The organism is Petralouisia muris (genome assembly GCF_004793545.1).
GTDB lineage: Bacteria > Bacillota > Clostridia > Lachnospirales > Lachnospiraceae > Petralouisia > Petralouisia muris.
The window spans coordinates 1-21058 of record NZ_SRYA01000005.1 but is presented as its reverse complement, the minus strand read 5'-3'; the positions used below and the strand labels follow the sequence as shown (position 1 = coordinate 21058).

The window sequence follows — 21058 nt, the reverse complement described above, 5'->3', positions numbered from 1 at the left end:
CTGTCTACAGTTTAATTGTCATAAATCACACATGGGGAAATATGTTTCAGGCAATACTCCGTGAACCGCATCTTCAACTCCATATTTTCCAATTCATTTCCCTTATCATCTTCCAGCTTTACATTGTATTTTTTCAACGGAATTCTGCACTCTGAAGTCACAAGTTCCTCACTGGTGAAATAAAAGGTAAATTCTTTTCCCTTCAATGCTATCTGATATGGATCATCCACATGAATACTCTCCGTAATGGCAAATTCCCGCTCTTCATTTCCTCCAAAGCACAGCGGAAGATGAGCGTCTGTATTTTCAAAGGAAAACGGTATGCCAGCCATATGACACATTATTGGCGTATAGTCACAGGTAGATATAATTTCTTCTGTTTCACCTTCCACTCCGCCGCCTCGAACCATAAAGGCAACGTTACTCCGGCCCCGGCTCAAAAACTCCTGTCCAGGCTGAATCAGAAATCCCTGACCATGATCCGCGAACAACGACACTAATATTTCATTATCTTTATAGTTGTCTTCAATATACTGGTATAAAGACGCCAGCTTACGATCCACCTTTTCAATTTCTTTTTTGTAATATGCCGTCATTGCTGCACTATATTCCTGCTTGACTGAATTGATTTTTTTCTGCTCCTGCTGATTTTCCCATAAAGAAAATTCACTTATATGGGAACCAAGATTAATCCCGTCAGCCACCAAATGAAGATCACCGATTTCCATCCAGATAAACTGATCGGTCTCCCGCATAGAATGCATCTGTTCTATGGCGTCCGATATGATATCTTCCGCAAAATATCCGTTATAATGATGCTGATAAAAGGTACGGTCTATCCCCCGAGCATACCCATAATTCGGCGTAATCCGCCAATTTCCTCCTATTTTCGTAGTATTATATCCGGCTTCTTTAAAATACTCAAACAATATAGGAGTGTCTCCATCCAACTTTCTAAGCAATTTAGAATGGAGCATTTTATGCTTTGCGATTGTCTGCCCGGTAACAATGCTGGCAATGGATGGAAATGTCCAATCTCCTGCTGTATAAGCATTAGTGCATAACATTCCTTTTCTAAAAAAATCATATGTATGAGGCATCAATTTGGAAAACTCTCTTCCAACTATCATTTGGGACAATCCATCTATAAAAATATTTAATACCAACCGTTTTCTTTTTGGATGATGCTCAATCGGTATCGCTGATCCAACGCGAAATTGTTTCTCCGAAACTATGGAAATTTTTCCTTTTGGTATACGGTAATTGACATACTGCCAAGGCTGCTTATTCGCAATCACTGCATTTTTTCCATTCACTTCAAAAGATAAATACCCTCTTTCCGGCATCACAATCGGTAAAAACAAGTCCTTATCCGTCTCCATAACTAAACTGTTAATTTCTCTTTCCGAACGCTGAAGTTCCGCTCTGGAATAACAGGTAGCCTTGTTGTAATATCCACACTCTATGCACCAGGCTGCTTCTGCTGAGGCAGGTGCAACGTATAATTTTGACAGCTGCTGATAATCCATATATTCAGAAGAAATTATTTCATAATCGCTATGAAAAAGCGATCTTCCAACTTCCCATTTCATACCGCTTTTTTCTAGCAGATAGTCCACCTGCCGCTTTTTTTCCTTTGCTTCCTCTCCTTTTGCCTCCTCTGCATCAAAGCGAATCAATTCCAATAAATCTGCAATACTTTGTTCCAGCTGGGAAGCATCAAATTGATAAAAATTACCTCCAAAAGCCAACTCCAAAGCAACTCCATACTGTTCATAAGCGTCATATAATTTTCCACATGCCTGGCATGCACAGGCATAATTGTAATGTGCATCCGGCGAATAAGGCATATCCTTTACTGCCGTCTTCGCATATCTAAAAGCCGCTTCATATTCCCCAATGTACATAGCGCACAAAAACTTATAGACATTAATTTCCACATCTTCCGGCTGCACTGCTTCATAATCAGTAATCGCATTCCATGCCTGTTCCCACTGTTCTCTTTCTATCAGCGTTTCTATCTTCTTATTCACCAAAATTCTCCTTCCCTTTCACCAACAGATACTTCAATTCTGCCAGCTTCCAGTCTTCCTCATTATCTATATCCTGCACCTCCAGTTCTGATAAAACCAGAGGCATTATATTCTCTGCAATCATGCCTTTCTTCCTGAGATATTCTTCACTCTGGTAAATATAAAACTGCCCGGCGTCATGATACTGCTTTTCCAAATCCTGGGAACGGGCTCGGATATATTCCGGATATTTATATTCCAGCCGATTGTCCTTTCCCATAATAAAACACCGCTGGGGAGGATAGGAATAAGCAACCACCGGCAAAACCGCGGAAGGATGATGCTCTTCCATAAGCTGCATGGCTTCTTTCAGCCTTTCCGGCGTCAGAAAGGGCGCTGTGGGATAGATACAGCAAAAACAATCAAATTCCTGCTTCAGCATTCTGTAATTCTTAAGCACTTCCAGAATCACATCCGAAGTGGCTGCATAATCATTGGAATTTTCCCGGCTTCTCATAAAAGGAACCTTTGCCCCGTATTTTTTCGCAGTTTCCGCAATCTTTACACTGTCTGTAGACACCATAACTTCTGTAAAAATCCTGCTTTCTATAGCCGCCTCAATGGAATAGGCAATCATGGGCCTGCCGCAGAATTCCCGGATATTTTTCCCCGGTATGCGTTTACTTCCTCCTCTGGCTGTAATAATTGCCAATCTCTTTTTCTCCATCTCTATCCCTCTTGCAATATCTCTGTTTTCTTCCCAATAAAATGCAGCGTTTCATTTTCTGATTCCAGTTCCAATACAGATCGGACAATGGCTTTCTCCTGAAATACCCCAAACAGCTTTCTCATTTCCTCTTTGTTTTCCACAATACGCACTCCCAGAGGAAGCCCTGCCGTTCCAGATTCCGGTATCTCTGTCAGCCCTTCTTCATTTCTATTTGTCTGCCTGTAATTCCGATACAGTTGATGATTCCAGGTATGCATATTCCCATAAAAAACCGCCCCATCCTTCATACAATCCTGAAATTCCTGCAGCAGCCTTTGTAAGTCTTTTTCAGCAAAATAATAAAGACATTCCGATGCAATGATCAAATCAAAGGTTCCGAACATCTCCTTCACAGGCCGTTCCTCGTTTAAAATATCACAGGCCACAAATTGTTCCGGTCCAAATCCCTGTTCCTGAATACAGAAATCAATGGCCTCTTTTGAAATATCAATGCCATAGACATCAAATCCCAGATTGGCAAAAAATTTTGCATTTGCCCCATGGCTGCATGCAAAATCCAGTACTTTCAGCGGATGCCCTGCGCCTTTCAATTCTTTTTTTATAAAATGATGGTAGATACTGACTAATCCATCCGTAGGATATGCATTCCCAAAAGCAGTCGTCCGGTAAATCTCCGACCAAGCCCTGGAATTTTTCTTTGTTCCTTCCTCCATCTTCTCTTCCTCCACTTAATTCCTTTTAACAGATAAATCCCTACTGCCAAATCCATTCCCGCTCTCTGTTAAAATCATATAAATTCCGGCACATATTGTATTTTGCATCCTCATAAATAATTGGATAACTTTCGGCCAGCATAACTTTCTTCACAGGAACGCCGTTAATCTCATAACATTCAGCCGTTCCTTGTTCTTCTAACTTCCTGCCGATACGGTTAAACTTCTCAATGCTTCCAAGTTCCAGTTTTCTGGCCGGATACTGATAAGTCCGCTGTGTCTCCCTTCCGCTTTCCTCCACATAGGTTCCCGTGAATTCCTTAGGAAAACGGTAGGGCACATCCGCCATGTACTCCACATAATGGACAAATGTCATGCTGCGCTGATAATCCGTTCCCACCAACACCTGTATGGCATGATTTTCATGCATCCATGCAAAAGGGGAATCTTCTCCGAAAGAATTCAGATTCTCCATTTCACACAAAATTTCCTGTCCCTTTCCCCAGACACAAAATGAATGCATGGGATGCTTCGTGCGCCTGAAATCATTCCGCTTCAATGCCGCATTTCCCAATGCTCCCGAAGAGGAAGGGGTCTTTCGGTAATCGTAGCTTCCCTTATTGCTAAAATCAAAGTGAAAGGAAGGGATGATAAGCGTCCCGTCTGCCGTTATCTGACGCTGAAAACTGTCAATCAGTTCCTCGGCCTCAAAGGTTTCTCCATTTTGCCCGGCAGTCCAGGCAAGGGCCAGAATATCAGAAGAAAGATACACATTTTGTCCCGGCTTTATGTTCAATTCAGATGCAATTTTTTTATATGAAATATATGCTTCGTCCATCTTTTCTCCTTACCGCAGCGCTTTTGTAAAATATTTCCCACCCGTCTCTTCTGCAATAAATTTTTCTTCAGACAAGTTGTGCCACTTTGCCTTTCAAATATTTTAAAATCGCTGCCGGAGTTTCAAAATGCTCAGGAATCAGTTCCGGCGGCTCCACCTTGATTCCGTATCTTTTCTCCAATTCCGGCAATACCCGTCCGAAAATCGTCAGAGAATCCACATACCCGCTTTCATACAGCAAGGTATCCTCTTCATAATTTCCCAGGGGTTGAACTTCTTTAAAGAGATTGATAATGTCTTCTAACTGTACCTGCTTCATCTCACTGTCCATCCTTTCCATCTGTTCTTCCATTGTTTCGTTATGTCTCTCCATACTGCTCCTGTAAACGCTTACGGTCAATCTTGCCGTTGGCGTTCAAGGGCATAGCCGGCACCTGAACCATTACTTCCGGCATCATATAGGCCGGAAGTAAATCTTTCAAATACGCCATAATTTCTTCCTTCCCGGCAGTTCCCTGATAGATAAGAATAATTTTATCTTTCCCTGTATGATAGATACAGGCTGCCCGCTCCAGCTTTTGGAAAGAACCTGCCGCATGTTCAATTTCCCCTAACTCAATCCGGTAGCCCATATGCTTAATCTGGAAATCTTTCCGTCCCTGGTAAAGATACTCTCCCCGCTCATTGAGCCTTACCAGATCTCCGGTGCGGTACACCGGATCGGGATAAGAACTTTGCAGAGGATTCTGGATAAAGACTTCTTGGGTCTTTTCCGGATTATTATAATAGCCGCAGCCCACAAAGGAGCCTCTGAAATACAACTCCCCTGTCTCGCCTTTCCCGATGAGTTTCCCTTCTTCTGTCACAGCAAAAGCATCTATATTTTCACAGGGAACGCCGATGGGAATCGGTTCTTCATCTGAAAATTCCCGGTCTAAGATATAATACAAGCCAATATCTGTAATTTCCGTAGGGCCAAACAGATTCGCGTATCTTGCCTCCGGCAAATGGCTGCGCCAAACGTTCAACTGCCTGGTGGGCATTACTTCCCCTGCAAACAAAACCGTATGCAGTTGTGGCAGCGCAACATAGTCCAAAGCCTGCCAGTCCGCCACAATGGACAGCGCCGAGGGAACCCAGTATATGGCGTTCACATGGGTTTCCTTCATATATTCCAAAAGCTTCACCGGAAAAGAAAACAATTTCTTCGGGATAATCTGCAATGCCGCCCCATTGCGTATGGTTGTAAAAATATCCAACACAGACATACTGAAATAAAATGGAGTCTGACTTCCGAACACCGTTTTCTCATCAAATTGAAAAATGCGGCTGACCCACTCTGCATAGTCAATGACAGACCTGTGGCTGATGACGCTTCCCTTGGGAATCCCGGTGGAACCTGAAGTATACAGAATGTACAATGGGTCTGCATCAATCATGTTTCTTCGGATATTCTTCAGGCATTCCTGCTGTTTTCCCTCCTCTGTCCCTGCAGCTAGAAGTTCTTCATAATCCAATATCAAATAGTCCGAAAAAAGCTTTTCGTTCTGAATAGATTTGCCAAGGACTGCAGCCGGCTGTAAGCTGTTCAAGATCTTACGGATGCGCTCCGGCGCCATCTGTGTGTCCATGCAGACATAAAAATTCCCGCTGGCGGCAATCCCAAAAAAAGAAATCAGGCATTCCACAGATTTATCCATGAAAACAGCTATCGGATTACGCATTCCGGAAATCTTTTTTGCAATCTGATACCCTAATCTTCTTGTCTGCTGCAGCAGTTCTGAATATGTAACCTGCGTCTTATCGTCCCGAAATGCAGGGTTAGACGGATATTCTCTTGCAGAATGCTCAATATATTCCAGCACATTGCGAATGGTTCCGTTCCATTTTTCCATACTTCATTCCTTTCCTTTTCACTTCTGTCCTTATCCTGAAATCAAATCATTTTCCATCAATTTTTCCGCAATATCAATCAGCATGTCCACAGGGTATCCAATCCGATCACTAATGGCTATCATATCATTCTTTCCATCCACATAGGCAAGAAAGGTGGTGATGCCGTAAACTTTGTCATACTGTCCCTTCCGGCTGACTGTGGGGTACAGGCCCCGTTTTCCAAGCTGAGGCTCACATAAAACCTTCACCTTGTATTTCCTGTTGCATTCCAGAGCACGAATCACTTTCGTCATTACTTCATAGCTGCCCTGAAATCCTTCCGGTGAAATATAGTCCATATTATCCGCCGAAGTATGGTACTGAGGATATTCCCCATATTTCGTACGGCAGAAACTCACCACCGGCAAATCAATGCCCGGCGCATTGTACTGACGCTCATCCGAGCCTCTTTTCAGAAAAGGATACACCATAAATTCTTCACAATGATACCGAAGCACATTCTTTAACGCCCGATCCGACAAAGTATCTCCATATCTGGATTCCACCATGGAATAATGATCATTGTCCCCCACACAGGAAAGATTGAAACCTGCAATTACATTGTTTTTCATTTCTTTCCAATGCCTGCTCAGATAAGCAATGGAACCAATTGTCTCCGGCACAAACACAAAGCGGTAGGTATATCTTCTGCTGGTCAGCCCCGAAATCCACTCTGCAAGATACACAGCCAGAGCCGGGCCAGAACATTCGTTATTCGCCATGGAAGGATGGCAGATATAAGTGGAAAAGAATATTTCCTCTTTGCTCTCTCCCGGAATCACCAGTTCCCCATAAGTCAGGCTTCCCTGTTTCAACTCACTTTTTATCACCATATGGTAAGTGTCTTCCTGCAGGTTATTTTTCTGGTTCTCACTCATGCAGAATCCGAAATTTTCTTTATAATAAGAAGTCAGATAAGGAATTACTGTAGGCTGCGCCGGTTCTGTATAGATATGTTTTTTCAGTTCCTCCAGTTGCACATATGCATCCACCGGCACGGAATATCCCATAATATGTAAATTATTTTCCTTAAAATCAATCACTCTTTCACCGGAGCTGTTCTCAATATATCCCTCTGAAATATTCCATTCCCGAGGCACCTCCCAGTCAAATACTTTCGTGCCGCTGGGCACCTCTGTGATTTTCATCTGAGAGATATGCTGCTTTAAGATCTCCAAAGTCTGCCGCACTCCACTTCCAGTAATGCTGCGGCAGATGGGAAACAACCGGGCCGCCAAATCATATATCTGTTTTCCCTGAATAACCATGTATTCTCCTTTTAGTTCTTCTCTAATAAAAACCATGTACTGTCATCTCCCGGAAAATAATGATCTCTATGATACTGAAATCCGTAATCCACCAACCGGCAGTCGGGATACTGATCCAGAAATTCTCCGGCAAAATCCCGTTTAAACAATTTTCCTTCATGCCCCCGGTAGGGAATCTCTGCAGGCGTCGGATTATAATATTCTATAATGCAAATATATTTTCCGGAAGAATGGTATAACTTCTCATATACATTCTGCAATTCCTCCGGATTAATATGAATTAATACGCCGGATATCAATGCCATGTCATATTTTTTTACAGGATCATATTCCAAAATGGAAGTTTCAAATACTTCTATCTGCCCCTGAAAAAAGGAATCCTCCCTTAACCTGGACGCTGCATTATGATTGATTTCAATGGCTGCTGTCTGAATATCGGGAATCAGTGTTTTTATTGCTTTCAGGTTAATTCCAATATTAGCCCCAAATTCAATCACACTTTTCAGTCCCGGGGCTCTGCCTGCAATCCTGGAATAAAGCCCAATCACAGCCGCCAGAGATTTTTTTGTGCATTCATTCCTCTCTATGTAACCATTTCCAAAGTCTCCGCTCCAGAATGCTTCCTGTTCTGTTTTATAGCCCATGCTCTCTTCCCTCCTGATTTATTTCCCTGTTTCCTTTCCATGCCGTGTTCTGCTTTGTTCTCTGTTTCACTTTTTATTGCTCCCCCTGCATCTGCGCCAATAACTCCTGAAGCTTCAAAATATCCAGCCATTCTGTATTTGTCCCGGAACTGTATTCAAAGCCATCCTCCACTTTTTTCCGCCCGGCAGTATGCGGCATTCCTCCCACCAACTGTAATGGGGATAAATAATATAATGCTTCTCATATTCATAAGTCATAGCAGAATCTTCCCGGGTTACCATAATCTCATGCAGCTTTTCCCCTTCCCGAATTCCCACTTCTTCTCTGGCACATTCCGGGGCCATCGCCTGGGCCAAATCTGTAATTTTAAAAGATGGGATCTTCGATATAAAAGTCTCTCCGCCTTTCGCTTCCCCCAGCGCTTTAATTACCAGCTGCACTCCTTCCTCCAGGCTGATCCAGAACCGGGTCATCCGATAATCTGTAATTGGAAGAATTTTTTCTCCCTGATCTATCATTTGCCGGAAAAAGGGGATTACGGAACCTCGGCTTCCAGCCACATTTCCATATCGGACAATGGAAAAGCGGACATCCTTTTCCCCGGAATAGGCATTTGCTGCAATAAACAATTTATCAGACACCAGTTTTGTTCCACCATACAAATTGATGGGATTCACTGCTTTATCCGTGGACAGCGCCACTACCCGCTTTACTCCGCAATTCAAGGCGGCGTCCACAAGATTCATTGCCCCGTTAATGTTTGTTTTTACCGCTTCTATAGGGTTGTACTCACAAGCTGGCACTTGTTTTAATGCCGCTGCGTGAACTACGTAATCTACTCCGTCCAAGGCCCGAAACATCCTCTCTCTGTCCCGGACATCCCCAATAAAAAACCTCAGCTTTTCTTTGTATTTCTGGAACTTGCCCGCCATCTGGAACTGTTTGAATTCGTCACGGGAATAGATAATGATTTTTTTCGGCTCATAATGAGTCAATACATATTCTGTAAATGCATGGCCGAAAGAGCCTGTCCCGCCTGTAATTAGAATGGTTTTCTGGTTTAACATAACATTTCCTCCTGATTCATTCTGTCTGTCCTAGAGATGACCTGAGCCTGGCTCCGTCACTCCCAGCACTGCCTTTATCTTGGAAATCAAATATCTTCCTTGTGTATTCTTCCATAATCCGGGCGTATTCCTCTAACAATTCCATGTATTTCTTTCCCTGTCTTGCAAGTTCGATTCCCTCTTCTTCTATCGTTTCCCTTCTCAAATACTGTCCGGAACGGATAATCTGCTCCGCTTTTGTCATAGACTCACTTAAAAGCTGATAATTAGGATTATCCTCTATTTTCTTCCGGTTGCGCTTTACCCGTTTCAAAATCTTCAGATAAGCCCGCTTGTCCATATTTCCTTTTTTGCACAGCTTGTCCAATTGATGATAAAGTTTTTTCCCTTCCCGGGCTAAAGAGACAATTTCGTGAACCTGTTTTGGCGTGTCATAGAGATAATCCCAAATTTTCTCCTGCTCTTTCTCATTAAATACCGGTTCCATACCATCGATACAGGATGAAATATCCACTTCTTTCCCACACTCTTGGTCAATCACTTCAGCTAATGTCATCAACTCTGTTCCTTCGATTTTGGCTCCGCCTTCCGTGGCATTAATGAATGTTACTTCATGACCTTCCTTCCACCATTCAATATATTCTTCAAACCATTTTCGGTAATCATTCAGATTCGTTAAGGTGGGCACTTCCTCTTCGTAATTTCCTGGAACTTTCATAAAGTCTTCTGTATCTTCTTCCAACATTTGTGCATGGAACGTGCCGTCTGCATGAGATCTATTATTTGTATAAGCCAAATCCTGACCTACAAAAATAATTGTTCGGAATCCAAGATAACAAGCCAAAGAAAAAGCCAAAGTGGCAACAGAACCTCCTACCGGAAATCCTTCCAATGTCTTTCCATTCATTTCAAATAATTTTCGGACATACTCATAACCTTCATCAAAAAAAAACTTTTTGCCAGTATGATAATCCATAATAGCATCCGCTGCCGTTACCAGCGTCAAAAGAGGAATTTTCTTCGCCTGTTCCATCTCCACTAATTCCAGGGGTTTTATGCCATCCAGCGTTGCAAACATATCCGGTTTAATTCCTTCCTGTAATAGGGGTTTCACTGCCGTATCCACTGCAATGATAAAAGATTTATTTTTTGCCCTTTTTAATTCTTTTATATTCTTATTCAAGGATGGTCCGGCTGCCACCACAAAGGCCGGAACATCAGCCGGTATTGTCCGAAAAAGCTGAAAAGCCTTGTATCCCGTCGGCAGATGTTTTATATTATGATAAAAATTCTCTGCCTGATATGGACTGAAAAACATTTTTGTTCCAAGGTCTACATAATACCTTTTTGACTTTTCTATCATAATATCCAGAAACCGGTTCACTTGTTCCCGGCATAATTCCACATAATTCGGCAATATAAAATATTTCATTAATGGAACCTTGTCCCCCTGCAGCATGGTTCCCACAACACTTTCCAGTCCCTCTTCATTGATTCCTTCCACAACTAAACTAACTGTCCGTTTACCAAATATTTCTTCAAAATCTATTCGCTTTAACTGTTTATAAAACACTGAAAAAAGCGGCTCATATATCAAAATAATTACACTATCATCCGACTCTTCTATCAGCTTTTCCAGATAATGGATATTCCCCATACCCATCACAAATACCGGTGCATTTGGAACTATTTTACCCAATACGGAAATCTGGTTTTCGGCATGCGCCTTCGGATTGCGTCTCCCTGCCAAATACAGCCTGCGTCCATCTTTTTCCGCCACCAGAATCTGTTCTTCAGTAAAAGCTGTTTCCTCGGTAATATGCATTGATTCTTTCTGCAGCAGTTCCTCTTTCTTTTCATCCATAATTTCACATATTCCAGGGAAACGTTTTTCCAGCGCCTTAAGATTCCTGTTCATCAACTTCTCTGGCATCACTCTTCTCCTTTTCCCTGAAATATTCTTCCGAAAGAAACATCTCCAAATATCCTGCAATCCCCTGCTCCAAAGCATCCATCATCAGTACATTGTCATGTTCTTTAAGCGCCGTTTCGCAATCTTTCAAAATATCGTTCAAATTATCATATATGTCCTGTTCAAATCCAAAATGCTTTTCTTCTATAAACCACTGAACAAACTCCTGTATCTGCTCCAGCAGTTTCTTGCTGTTTTCCACATAATTATTATTCCGGTGATAAGTTGCATTAAATCCCAAAAAATTAATACTTTCATACAAATTTTGTATCTTCTCTTCCATCGGCTCTCCCTTTGTTTCGAATAAAAAAACCGGCCAGAGCCGGCTTTTTTATTCTGAAATAATGACGATAATTTACTGGAGCAGAGACAGTACGCCCTGAGTAGACTGGTTAGCCTGCGCGAGCATAGACTGACCTGCCTGTGCAAGAATATTGTTCTTGCTGTATTCCACCATCTCAGAAGCCATATCTGTATCGCGAATTCTGGATTCTGCTGCCTGTGTATTTTCTGCTACATTATCCAGGTTTGCAACCGTATGCTCTAACCGGTTCTGCAACGCACCAAGAGCGGAACGTTGAGTAGAAACAATGTTAATTGCATTCTGTACAGCTTTCAAGGTAGCATTTGCCTTATCATAATCCGATACAGTAGGCATTGTAAGAGTTGCACTATTGCCAAATCCACCTGCTGTTGTTCCAATGGTTTTTGCATTTGACAATAATTTTGACCATTCATTACTTGCTGCTCCCTTATAAAGGCTTCCCATTGCACTTGGTCCATAAGTTTTTGCAGACTCCATCGTTTTGTATGCAGGAGAGCCCGAAACGAGCGTATAGCTTCCGCCTGAAGTCATAGCGATCATATCATCTTCAAATGTAGTCTTACCAAGGGCTTTTGCTGCACTTAAGAATAAGGATTTATTGGAAGCTGCACTCTTTGATGCATCATACGTATATTCTACACCATTATAAGAGATTGTATTATAGGATACTGTTTTCAGTCCTTCAAAATACTTAAAGTCTTTTAAACCAATGGTTGCTGCATCCATCTTACCGATGCTGATACTGATGCTCTGATTTGCGTTAGCTCCTACATGAAGTTTCTTATCAGAAAAACTTCCATCCAGCAATTCCTGTTTATTGAACTGAGTGGTTTCAGAAATCCGGTCAAGCTCTGCAGTTAAAGCTTCCAATTCCTGATTAATGGCGTCACGGTCAATATCCTGGTTGGTGTCATTGGCACCCTGAACTGCCAATTCATTCATACGCTGTAAGATAGAATGCGCTTCATTTAACGCACCTTCTGCTGTCTGAATCAAAGAAATACCATCCTGTGCATTTCTGGACGCTTTATTCAATCCACGCACCTGGCTTCTCATTTTTTCAGAAATCTTCAACCCTGCCGCATCATCTCCTGCACGGTTAATTCTGTAACCAGATGATAATTTCTCTGATGATTTTGCCTGTGCACTTGTTGTTACGCTCAACTGACGATTCGAGTTCATTGCTGTAAGATTGTGTTGTACTACCATTGCCATAATATTTTTCCTCCTTGTTGTTTATGGTCTTGTATGCCCGGGTATCATTTTCTGCCGGGTATCTGTTATCCCTGATTTCCAGGTGACAACCAATGCCGCAAATCCGTTTGCGTGCATTTTCTTTGCTGCCTGTTCTCTGAACAGGAGCCTTCTATAATAAGCAGGAGCCCTAGGTTACCCCCGCATTATTACCGCTAATTTCCGGTTTTCCGCCGCTTGCTATGGCCTGGTCACGCCATTGCTGCTGTTATTGCTTCTGTTTCCTGGCTTTCCGCCGCTCTTCCATAAGAATCGCTTTGATTTTCTCTTTGGCTTCCGGAGACAACTCCTTATCCTTATGGTGTTTCACTTCATTTCCCGGATCTGCCGCCATTCCGTATTTCTCCAGCGCCGTGCTCCGCACGATGTTCATGGACTTAGGCGCATCCACCAGAACATGCAGATTGTTGGAACTGCCTCCGGTAAACACCACTTTGACATCGTCTCCAACCAATAAGTACTCGCCGGCCTTCACTGTTAATTTCAGCATGGGAACCTCCTTGTTTCTTCTTCCTGCCGCCTGATGGATGTTCTTTGAAACAGGCGGAATGGAAATCACTTCCTGATGATTTTTGGGATGCAACAGTTTGTATCAAATTGTTGCATGGATGTGAAATCCCTGATAAACAGCGGGATTGAGAGTTGTGCTTCCTGAAAAAAATTTTATAATTTTTTCTAAAGAGAGGTTAAGTATGTGAGGAAAGAGCCGATATTATCTGTGTAAATAAAAAATGCAACAATTTGATACAAATTGTTGCATTTTTTCGTGTATTTCGCCCTAAATTTAATAGAAAAAAGGCAATTGTGCTGATTCTAATCAATTTGCACAATCGCCTTTATGAACCAGTTGTCTTTCCGTACGGAAATGCAGAGAACACAACTACGCAATTACAGGGATGGAAAAATACAGCGTCTTGATATTGATATCCTAAAACGATTATGTTACGTTCTGGAATGCGACCTGCATGACCTGATAGAATATATCCCGCCTGATAAACCGTAAACACAAAATATACCCACATCAGACAAAAACCCCATGGAAGCCACACACTCCCATGGGGTTAAAATACAACTCTTATTCTCTTTCTCCTGCCTGAACTTCCGTTCCTTTTCGCCTTTACTTATGATATGGTTCACCATATATCGATTCCGGTAAGCCTACAAAATACGGTTTCTTCGTCTCATTTTTATACAAAGTATATGCAGCTTCACTATTCAAATACATGCCCATCTGTTTCCCTCCTACCTGGTCTGTAAAAAAGTATACTCCTTCTGGGCTTCTTCATCCTCCGGATAATCCTTCATATAAGCCAGCGTTTTCTCCCTGGCTGCTTCAAAATCCTGCATCTGTTCACAGGCAATAATTTCATTGCGCCGAAGCTGCTGCTCATTGGGCGGATTCTTTACCGTCAGCGCCTGCTGATAGAATTCCAGCGCCTGGCTGTAGTTTCCGGCTTCCATCTGCATGTCTCCAAGAACCACCAAGGTAGACACATCTGAATTATTCTTGGAAATATAGCTCTCATACAAAGCCGCTGCCTGGCTGGAATCCCCCTGAGCGTCATACACCTGGGCCAGATACAGCAAAGCCTTTACATCATCGCTGTTAATTGCCTTGTCCAGTTCTTTCTTGGCATTTTCATAATCGCCTTGCAAAAGATAAATATGTCCCCGCTCCCGGTATTCCTCAGGCTTGTCTGCTTTGAGTTTTAAAGCTGCCGTAAGCACCTCTTCGGCCTCAGAATCCCAGCCGGCGTTTTTCAGGCTTTCATAAGCCAAAACATACATTTCATAATTATTTCCGCTGGTTTCAAAGGCTTTCCGGTAATCCTTCATGGTGTTTTCCCGATCTTCCTCTTTCAGATAAATGCAGCCCCGCAGATAATATGCTTTATAATCCTTCTTATCATAATCAATCAGCGCCTGACAGGTTTCCAGAGCCCCTTTGGCGTCTCCGCCTTTATACTGGGCAGTGGCCTTATAATAGCAAATATCAATTTCCATCTCTCCCACCACTGCCTGGGACTGATCCAATGCTTTCTGAAAAGCTTCCACAGATTCCTCATAACTGCCCTCACCCAGCTTATTCAGCCCCACCTGCCGGTACGCCTGCTGGTTCTCCAGGGCCTCTTCATCCTTACACCCTGCCAGATGGCACATGCCAACTGCCGCAAGCATCACAGCCGCAATAACCTTGTGCCGGTATGTTTTTCTGTATCCTTTCTTTTCCATGCCCTGACTTCCTTTCCGCTATACCCGTAAACCAAATGATTTGCCAACAGGTTCCCACTATTCCAAGAAGAATAGCAAATCATTTGGCAAATAAGTATGCTCTCGAATATAAATTTCAGACCACCAAAACAAAGTGGGCAAGCCCACATCAGCTTCCCGGAGATCTGCGCCAGAATATTTGCGCAGACATCACGAAACAAACAGGGGCCGGACACAAGAAATGTCAGCGGCCCCATCAATTATTTATTTCGGCGTTTCCACCTTAATTTTGTCCAGATGCCAAATGTCGTCCACATACTGCTGAATCGTCCGGTCAGAAGTAAATTTGCCGGAATGCGCAGTATTTAACATTGCCATTTTTGCCCAGCCTTTTTCATCTCTGTAAGCCTTTTCCACTCTGCTCTGCACTTCTGCATAAGAACGGAAATCTTTCAAAATAAAATAGGTATCCGCATACTGGGTATCCTGTGTGTTCAGCAGGGAATTGTACAGCGGACGGAATAATTCCGGATCATTCCTAGAGTACATTCCGTTGATTAACTGCATCAGCACCTGACGGATATCCTGATCATTGTTGAAAATCTGCATAGGATCATAATCCCGTTTCTGCTCATGGTCGATGACTTCCTGGGAACTCATTCCGAAAATGAAAGCGTTTTCTTCTCCCACTTCTTCTACAATTTCCACATTTGCCCCGTCCATAGTGCCTAAGGTTACAGCGCCGTTCAACATAAATTTCATATTTCCGGTACCTGACGCCTCTTTACTAGCCGTAGAAATCTGTTCGGAAACGTCGGAAGCCGCAAAAATCTGCTCTGCAATGGAAACTTTATAATCTTCAATAAATACAACTTTAATCTTGCCGCCAATGGAAGCGTCATTATTGATCACATCTGCCACGCTGTTAATCAGTTTAATGGTCAGCTTGGCAATGCGGTAGCCTGCCGCCGCCTTTGCCCCGAAGATAAAGGTTCTGGGATAGAATTCCATCTCCGGATGTTCCTTAATCTTATTGTACAGATACATCACATGCAGAATATTCAGAAGCTGGCGCTTATATTCATGAAGACGTTTTACCTGCACATCAAAGATAGAACGGGGATTTATCTCAATGCCGTTATGCTTGCGGATATACTCTGCAAGACGCAGCTTATTCTGGTATTTAATATTCATAAATTCCTGCTGTGCCTTCTCATCATCGGCATAAACAGCCAGTTTCTCCAGATGTGACAGGTTGGTTACCCAGTCATTTCCAATATATTTATTCACCCATTCTGCCAACAGCGGATTGCCGTGGTATAAAAATCTTCTCTGGGTAATTCCGTTTGTCTTATTATTAAATTTCTCCGGGAACATCTGATAAAACTCATGAAGTTCCTGATTCTTCAAAATCTCTGTATGGAGCCTTGCCACGCCGTTGACGGAGCAGCCTGCCGCAATGGCAAGATGGGCCATTTTTACCTGGCCGTCAAAAATAATCGCCATTTTCTTTACTTTATTATAATCGCCTGGGAACTTCTTCTCAATATCCAGAATAAACCGGCGGTTAATTTCTTCAATAATCTGGTAAACTCTGGGCAGCAGCCTGGAAAAAATCTCAATGGGCCACTTCTCCAGCGCCTCTGACATAATGGTATGGTTGGTGTATGCACAAGTACGGGTGGTAATGGTCCATGCTTCATCCCATTCCATATTCTCTTCGTCCAGCAAAATGCGCATCAGCTCTGCCACTGCAACGGTGGGATGGGTGTCATTTAACTGAATTGCCACCTTATCCGGCAGCTTATGCAAATCTGTATGATATTTCTTATAGCGGGCAACAGCGCGCTGTACGCTGGCAGATACAAAGAAGTACTGCTGTTTTAAGCGCAGCTCTTTTCCCTGGATATGGTTGTCATTGGGATAGAGCACTTCCACCAGGTTCTTTGCAAGGTTTTCCTGCTCTACTGCCTTCTTGTAATCCCCTTTATCAAAAGCATCCAGTTCAAAATACTCTTCCGGCTCTGCATCCCATGCAATCAGGGCGTTTACCATATTATTGTTGTATCCCACTACCGGCATATCGTAAGGCACTGCACGAACGGTCTGATATCCCTCATGGATAAACCTTGTTTTCCCGCTTGGATCCCCTTCAGAACGAACATACCCGCCGAATTTTACCTGGAAGGTATGCTCTGGACGGCGCATTTCAAAGGGATAGCCATCCTTTAACCAGTTATCCGGCACTTCCACCTGAAATCCATTTTCAATTTTCTGACGGAACAGCCCGTAACGGTAACGGATTCCGCATCCGTACGCCGGATATCCCAGAGTAGAAAGGGACTCCATAAAACATGCTGCAAGCCTTCCCAGACCGCCATTTCCCAACGCCGGATCCGGCTCTTCATCTTCAATTACGTTCAAATCAAATCCAATCTCTTCCAGAGCTTCCTTTACTTCTTTATAAGCAGTCAGATTAATCAGGTTATTTCCCAGCGCTCTTCCCATCAGAAATTCCATGGACATATAATATACCATTTTGGGGTCCTCTTTTTCCATGGTTTTCTGGGTTGCAAGCCATTGGTCAATGATAACTTCCTTCACCGCCTGAGACACCGCCTGGTAAACCTCCTGCTGAGAAGCCTCTTCTAAGGTCTTGCGGTAAAGATTTTTTACATTATCTTTAATTTCCTGAATAAATTTTTCTTTCTCAAACATCTGATTCTGCATAACTTTCTCCTTCCTCTCTGGTGCTGTCTGTTACAGTATGTCAGAACATATACAGTACTGAACATAGCGTCCGGAGTTCCGGATACCTGACCTTTCCAAATATCCGGCCTCTGGTTCCTGTTTAAGCCTTTTCCACTCCCAGAACCACTTTTTCCCCGTTAATATTCCATTCTTTTTCATATCCTCTGACTTCATCGCCCAAAATGCTGACTGCCAGCACTTCAGACTGAATCTGCTCTCCATAGTCCCGGAAAATTTTAGCAATCGCCTCGCCTGCCTGCCAGGAAACATGAATTTTATCCATGACCTCAAATCCCGCTTCCTTGCGCATGGTCTGAATCTTGCTGATCAATTCACGGACAAAACCTTCTGCAATAAGCTCCGGCGTTAAGTTTGTGTCAAGCACAACGGTTACTTCGTTATCACTTTCCGTCACATAGCCTTCCTGCTGCGTCATTGTAATAAGCAGATCCTCTTCACATAATACAACTTCTGTATTTATGCTGTCAAGGGTAATACTTCCTTTGGATTTCAATTCTGCCATGGCTTTATTGCCGTCAAGCTCTGCCAATGCTTTTTGAATCTGCCCCAGAACCTTGCCGTATTTTGGCCCTACGGTGCGAAGCTGCGGCTTAAAGGTATAGTCCGTAAAGCTGCTGACATCCTCCGTAAACACTGCTTTTTTCACATTCAGCTCTTCTTCTATAATATTCACAAACAGCTCCGGAAGTTCCCGGGCCGCTTTTACAAACATCGTGCCGATGGGCTGACGGTTCTTGATATTTGCGCTGTTTCTGCAGGCTCTTCCCATTACAACGATTTTCAGCGCCGCATCCATGTTTTTCTCTAATTCCGGATCTGACATGGAAGCATCTGCTTTTGGAAAATCACACAGATGTACGCTCTCTGGTGCAGAACTGTCCACACTGCACACAAGATTCCGGTAAATATCCTCCGTTAAAAAGGGAATCATAGGAGCCGCCGCTTTGCTGACGGTTACCAGGGCTGTATACAATGTCATATAGGCGTTGATTTTATCCTGTTCCATGCCTTTTGCCCAGAACCGCTCCCGGCTTCTTCTCACATACCAGTTGCTCATATCCTCCACAAATTCCTGCAGCGCCCTTGCTGCTTCGGGAATCCGGTAATTACCCAGATTCTCGTCCACCTGGGTCACAAGGGTATTCAGCTTAGATAACAGCCACTTGTCCATCACGGTTAATTTATCGTATTCTAACTTATATTTTGAGGCGTCGAACTCGTCAATGTTCGCATATAATACGAAAAATGCATAGGTGTTCCACAGCGTGCCCATAAATTTACGCTGTCCCTCCTGCACCGCTTTTCCATGGAACCGGTTGGGCAGCCAAGGAGCGGAATTAACATAGAAATACCAGCGGATAGCGTCTGCTCCGTAGGTTTTTAACGCTTCAAAGGGGTCCACCGCATTTCCCTTAGATTTACTCATCTTCTGACCGTTTTCATCCTGCACATGCCCCAGAACAATTACATTTTCATAAGGCGCTTTATGAAATAGCAGCGTGGACTCTGCCAACAGGGAATAGAACCACCCTCTGGTTTGGTCTACTGCTTCTGAAATAAATTTTGCAGGGAACTGCTGCTCAAATACCTCTTTATTTTCAAAAGGATAATGATGCTGTGCAAATGGCATTGCCCCAGAATCAAACCAGCAGTCAATGACCTCCGGCACCCGGTGCATTTCCTTGCCGCATTCCGGGCATTTGATGGTTACTTCATCAATATATGGACGATGCAGCTCAATTTCCTCCGGACAGTTGTCTGACATCTCCTTCAGCTCGGCAATGCTTCCGATGGAATGCATATGCCCGCACTCACACTGCCAGATATTCAAAGGAGTTCCCCAGTAACGGTTTCTGGAAATGCCCCAGTCCTGAACGTTTTCCAGCCAGTCGCCGAACCGTCCCTTTCCGATGCTTTCCGGAATCCAGTTGATTGTGTTGTTGTTGCGGATTAATTCTTCCTTTACTTCCGTCATTTTAATAAACCAGGATTCTCTTGCATAGTAAATCAGCGGCGTATCGCAGCGCCAGCAATGGGGATATTCATGTTCAAATTTTGGCGCGTCAAATAATAATTTCCGATCTTCCAACTCCTGCAAAATCATAGGATCTGCCTTTTTGCAGAAGGTTCCTGCAAAGGGCGCGCCTTCTGTCAGTTCACCTTTTTCATTGACAAACTGCACAAAGGGCAGGTCATATTTTCTTCCTACTTTGGAGTCGTCCTCACCGAATGCCGGAGCGATATGGACAATTCCTGTACCATCTGTCATGGTAACATAAGTGTCACAGGTGACAAAATGCGCTTTCTTATGCTGTTTTTCGGCTGCATCCCTTGCCCCTTCATACAAAGGCTCATATTCCCGGTATTCCAGGTCTGTTCCCTTGCAGGTTTCCAGCACTTCATAGGCTTTTTCGCCGCTTGCCTGCTGTTCTTTATCCAGTAAAGTTCCCATCACTTGATCCAGCAAGGCTTCTGCCATGTAATAGGTAATTCCGTCTACTGCTTTAACCTTGCAGTAGGTTTCCCCGGGATTCACGCAGAGAGCCAGATTCGAGGGCAGTGTCCAGGGAGTTGTGGTCCATGCCAGAAAATAGGCGTCCTCCTCTTTTACCTTGAACCGCACAATGGCGGAACGTTCCTTAACAGTCTTATAGCCCTGCGCCACTTCCTGAGCAGACAAAGGGGTTCCGCAGCGGGGACAGTAGGGCACAATTTTAAATCCCTTATACAGTAATTTTCGATTCCAGATTTCTTTTAACGCCCACCATTCAGACTCGATAAAATCATTGTGGTAGGTTACATAAGGGTCGTCCATATCCGCCCAGAACCCTACGGTTCCGGAGAAATCCTCCCACATACCCTTGTACTTCCAGACACTTTCCTTACATTTATCAATAAAAGGCTCTAAGCCGTATGCTTCAATCTGGTCTTTTCCGTCCAGCCCCAGCAGCTTTTCCACCTCCAGCTCCACCGGCAGTCCATGAGTGTCCCACCCGGCCTTGCGGGGAACCATTTTTCCTTTCATGGTCTGGTATCTTGGAATCATATCCTTAATGACACGGGTCAGCACATGCCCGATATGAGGCTTGCCGTTTGCCGTCGGAGGGCCGTCATAAAAAGTATAGGTTTCTCCCTCTTTCCGATTCTCCATACTTTTCTGAAAAATATCATTGTCTTTCCAGAACTTTTCGATCTGTTTCTCTCTTTCCACAAAGTTTAAGTTGGTTTCGACTTTGTTGTACATGAGTATTTGCTCCTTTCATAAAAAAGTGTCTTCGACACTTCAGCCCCCTAGCCCCCATTCATGGGGGAATTA

General features: G+C 43.4%; 16 protein-coding genes and 1 pseudogene. 1 reads left to right on the top strand and 16 read right to left on the bottom strand.

The annotated features are described in order from the left end of the window. Positions 1-11: 11 nt before the first annotated feature. From E5329_RS03360 to E5329_RS03300, 13 genes and pseudogenes are all read right to left on the bottom strand, one after another. Entirely contained in the window at positions 12-2033 is a 2022-nt protein-coding gene (locus E5329_RS03360; protein WP_135988190.1) for a sulfatase-like hydrolase/transferase, read from the bottom strand. Further along, on the bottom strand, positions 2026-2739 hold the full coding sequence (gene pseF / locus E5329_RS03355; RefSeq protein WP_135988189.1) for a pseudaminic acid cytidylyltransferase: 714 nt from the start codon (positions 2737-2739) through the stop codon (positions 2026-2028). Before pseF ends, E5329_RS03360 begins: the two co-directional genes overlap by 8 nt. Before the next feature lie 2 nt (positions 2740-2741). Then, complete coding sequence (locus E5329_RS03350) at positions 2742-3455, bottom strand: class I SAM-dependent methyltransferase (RefSeq protein ID WP_135988188.1); 714 nt, start codon at positions 3453-3455, stop codon at positions 2742-2744. Between the two features lie 40 nt (positions 3456-3495). After that, on the bottom strand, positions 3496-4293 hold the full coding sequence (locus E5329_RS03345; protein WP_135988187.1) for an AAC(3) family N-acetyltransferase: 798 nt from the start codon (positions 4291-4293) through the stop codon (positions 3496-3498). Positions 4294-4360: 67 nt separating this feature from the next. Further along, positions 4361-4666: a hypothetical protein gene (locus E5329_RS03340; RefSeq protein ID WP_135988186.1), complete on the bottom strand. Its 306-nt coding sequence runs from the start codon at positions 4664-4666 to the stop codon at positions 4361-4363. Continuing rightward, positions 4653-6188, bottom strand: coding sequence for an amino acid adenylation domain-containing protein (locus E5329_RS03335; protein WP_135988185.1), 1536 nt, complete (start codon positions 6186-6188; stop codon positions 4653-4655). The genes E5329_RS03340 and E5329_RS03335 overlap by 14 nt, the downstream gene beginning before the upstream one ends. 30 nt (positions 6189-6218) lie before the next feature. Then, positions 6219-7532: a DUF4910 domain-containing protein gene (locus tag E5329_RS03330; RefSeq protein WP_275442966.1), complete on the bottom strand. Its 1314-nt coding sequence runs from the start codon at positions 7530-7532 to the stop codon at positions 6219-6221. Next, positions 7508-8140, bottom strand: a complete 633-nt coding sequence (locus E5329_RS03325; protein ID WP_135988184.1) for a pseudaminic acid biosynthesis-associated methylase — start codon at positions 8138-8140, stop codon at positions 7508-7510. Before E5329_RS03325 ends, E5329_RS03330 begins: the two co-directional genes overlap by 25 nt. Positions 8141-8213: 73 nt before the next feature. Next, positions 8214-9208 (bottom strand): annotated as a pseudogene (gene pseB, locus E5329_RS03320) (UDP-N-acetylglucosamine 4,6-dehydratase (inverting)). A 16-nt stretch (positions 9209-9224) separates the two neighbouring features. Beyond that, positions 9225-11141, bottom strand: a complete 1917-nt coding sequence (locus E5329_RS03315) for a motility associated factor glycosyltransferase family protein (RefSeq protein ID WP_168356500.1) — start codon at positions 11139-11141, stop codon at positions 9225-9227. Beyond that, a complete protein-coding gene (locus E5329_RS03310; protein ID WP_135988182.1) occupies positions 11110-11463 on the bottom strand; it encodes a hypothetical protein in 354 nt (117 codons plus the stop codon). The genes E5329_RS03315 and E5329_RS03310 overlap by 32 nt, the downstream gene beginning before the upstream one ends. Positions 11464-11535: 72 nt before the next feature. Beyond that, positions 11536-12714 carry a flagellin N-terminal helical domain-containing protein gene (locus tag E5329_RS03305; RefSeq protein ID WP_275442980.1) on the bottom strand — a complete coding sequence of 393 codons (1179 nt, stop codon included), beginning with the start codon at positions 12712-12714 and terminating at the stop codon, positions 11536-11538. Positions 12715-12967: 253 nt separating this feature from the next. Further along, positions 12968-13249 carry a carbon storage regulator gene (locus tag E5329_RS03300; RefSeq protein WP_135988180.1) on the bottom strand — a complete coding sequence of 94 codons (282 nt, stop codon included), beginning with the start codon at positions 13247-13249 and terminating at the stop codon, positions 12968-12970. Between the two features lie 348 nt (positions 13250-13597). Between E5329_RS03300 and E5329_RS32075 the strand changes: the two genes are divergently transcribed. After that, entirely contained in the window at positions 13598-13762 is a 165-nt protein-coding gene (locus E5329_RS32075; protein ID WP_275442965.1) for a helix-turn-helix domain-containing protein, read from the top strand. Positions 13763-14001: 239 nt separating this feature from the next. Here the strand turns inward: E5329_RS32075 and E5329_RS03290 are convergent, their stop codons facing one another. From E5329_RS03290 to ileS, 3 genes are all read right to left on the bottom strand, one after another. Then, on the bottom strand, positions 14002-14991 hold the full coding sequence (locus tag E5329_RS03290) for a tetratricopeptide repeat protein (RefSeq protein WP_135988179.1): 990 nt from the start codon (positions 14989-14991) through the stop codon (positions 14002-14004). 243 nt (positions 14992-15234) lie between these two features. Continuing rightward, entirely contained in the window at positions 15235-17700 is a 2466-nt protein-coding gene (locus E5329_RS03285) for a glycogen/starch/alpha-glucan phosphorylase (protein WP_135988178.1), read from the bottom strand. 121 nt (positions 17701-17821) lie between these two features. Beyond that, on the bottom strand, positions 17822-20986 hold the full coding sequence (gene ileS, locus E5329_RS03280) for an isoleucine--tRNA ligase (protein ID WP_135988177.1): 3165 nt from the start codon (positions 20984-20986) through the stop codon (positions 17822-17824). Between the last annotated feature and the right edge of the window lie 72 nt (positions 20987-21058).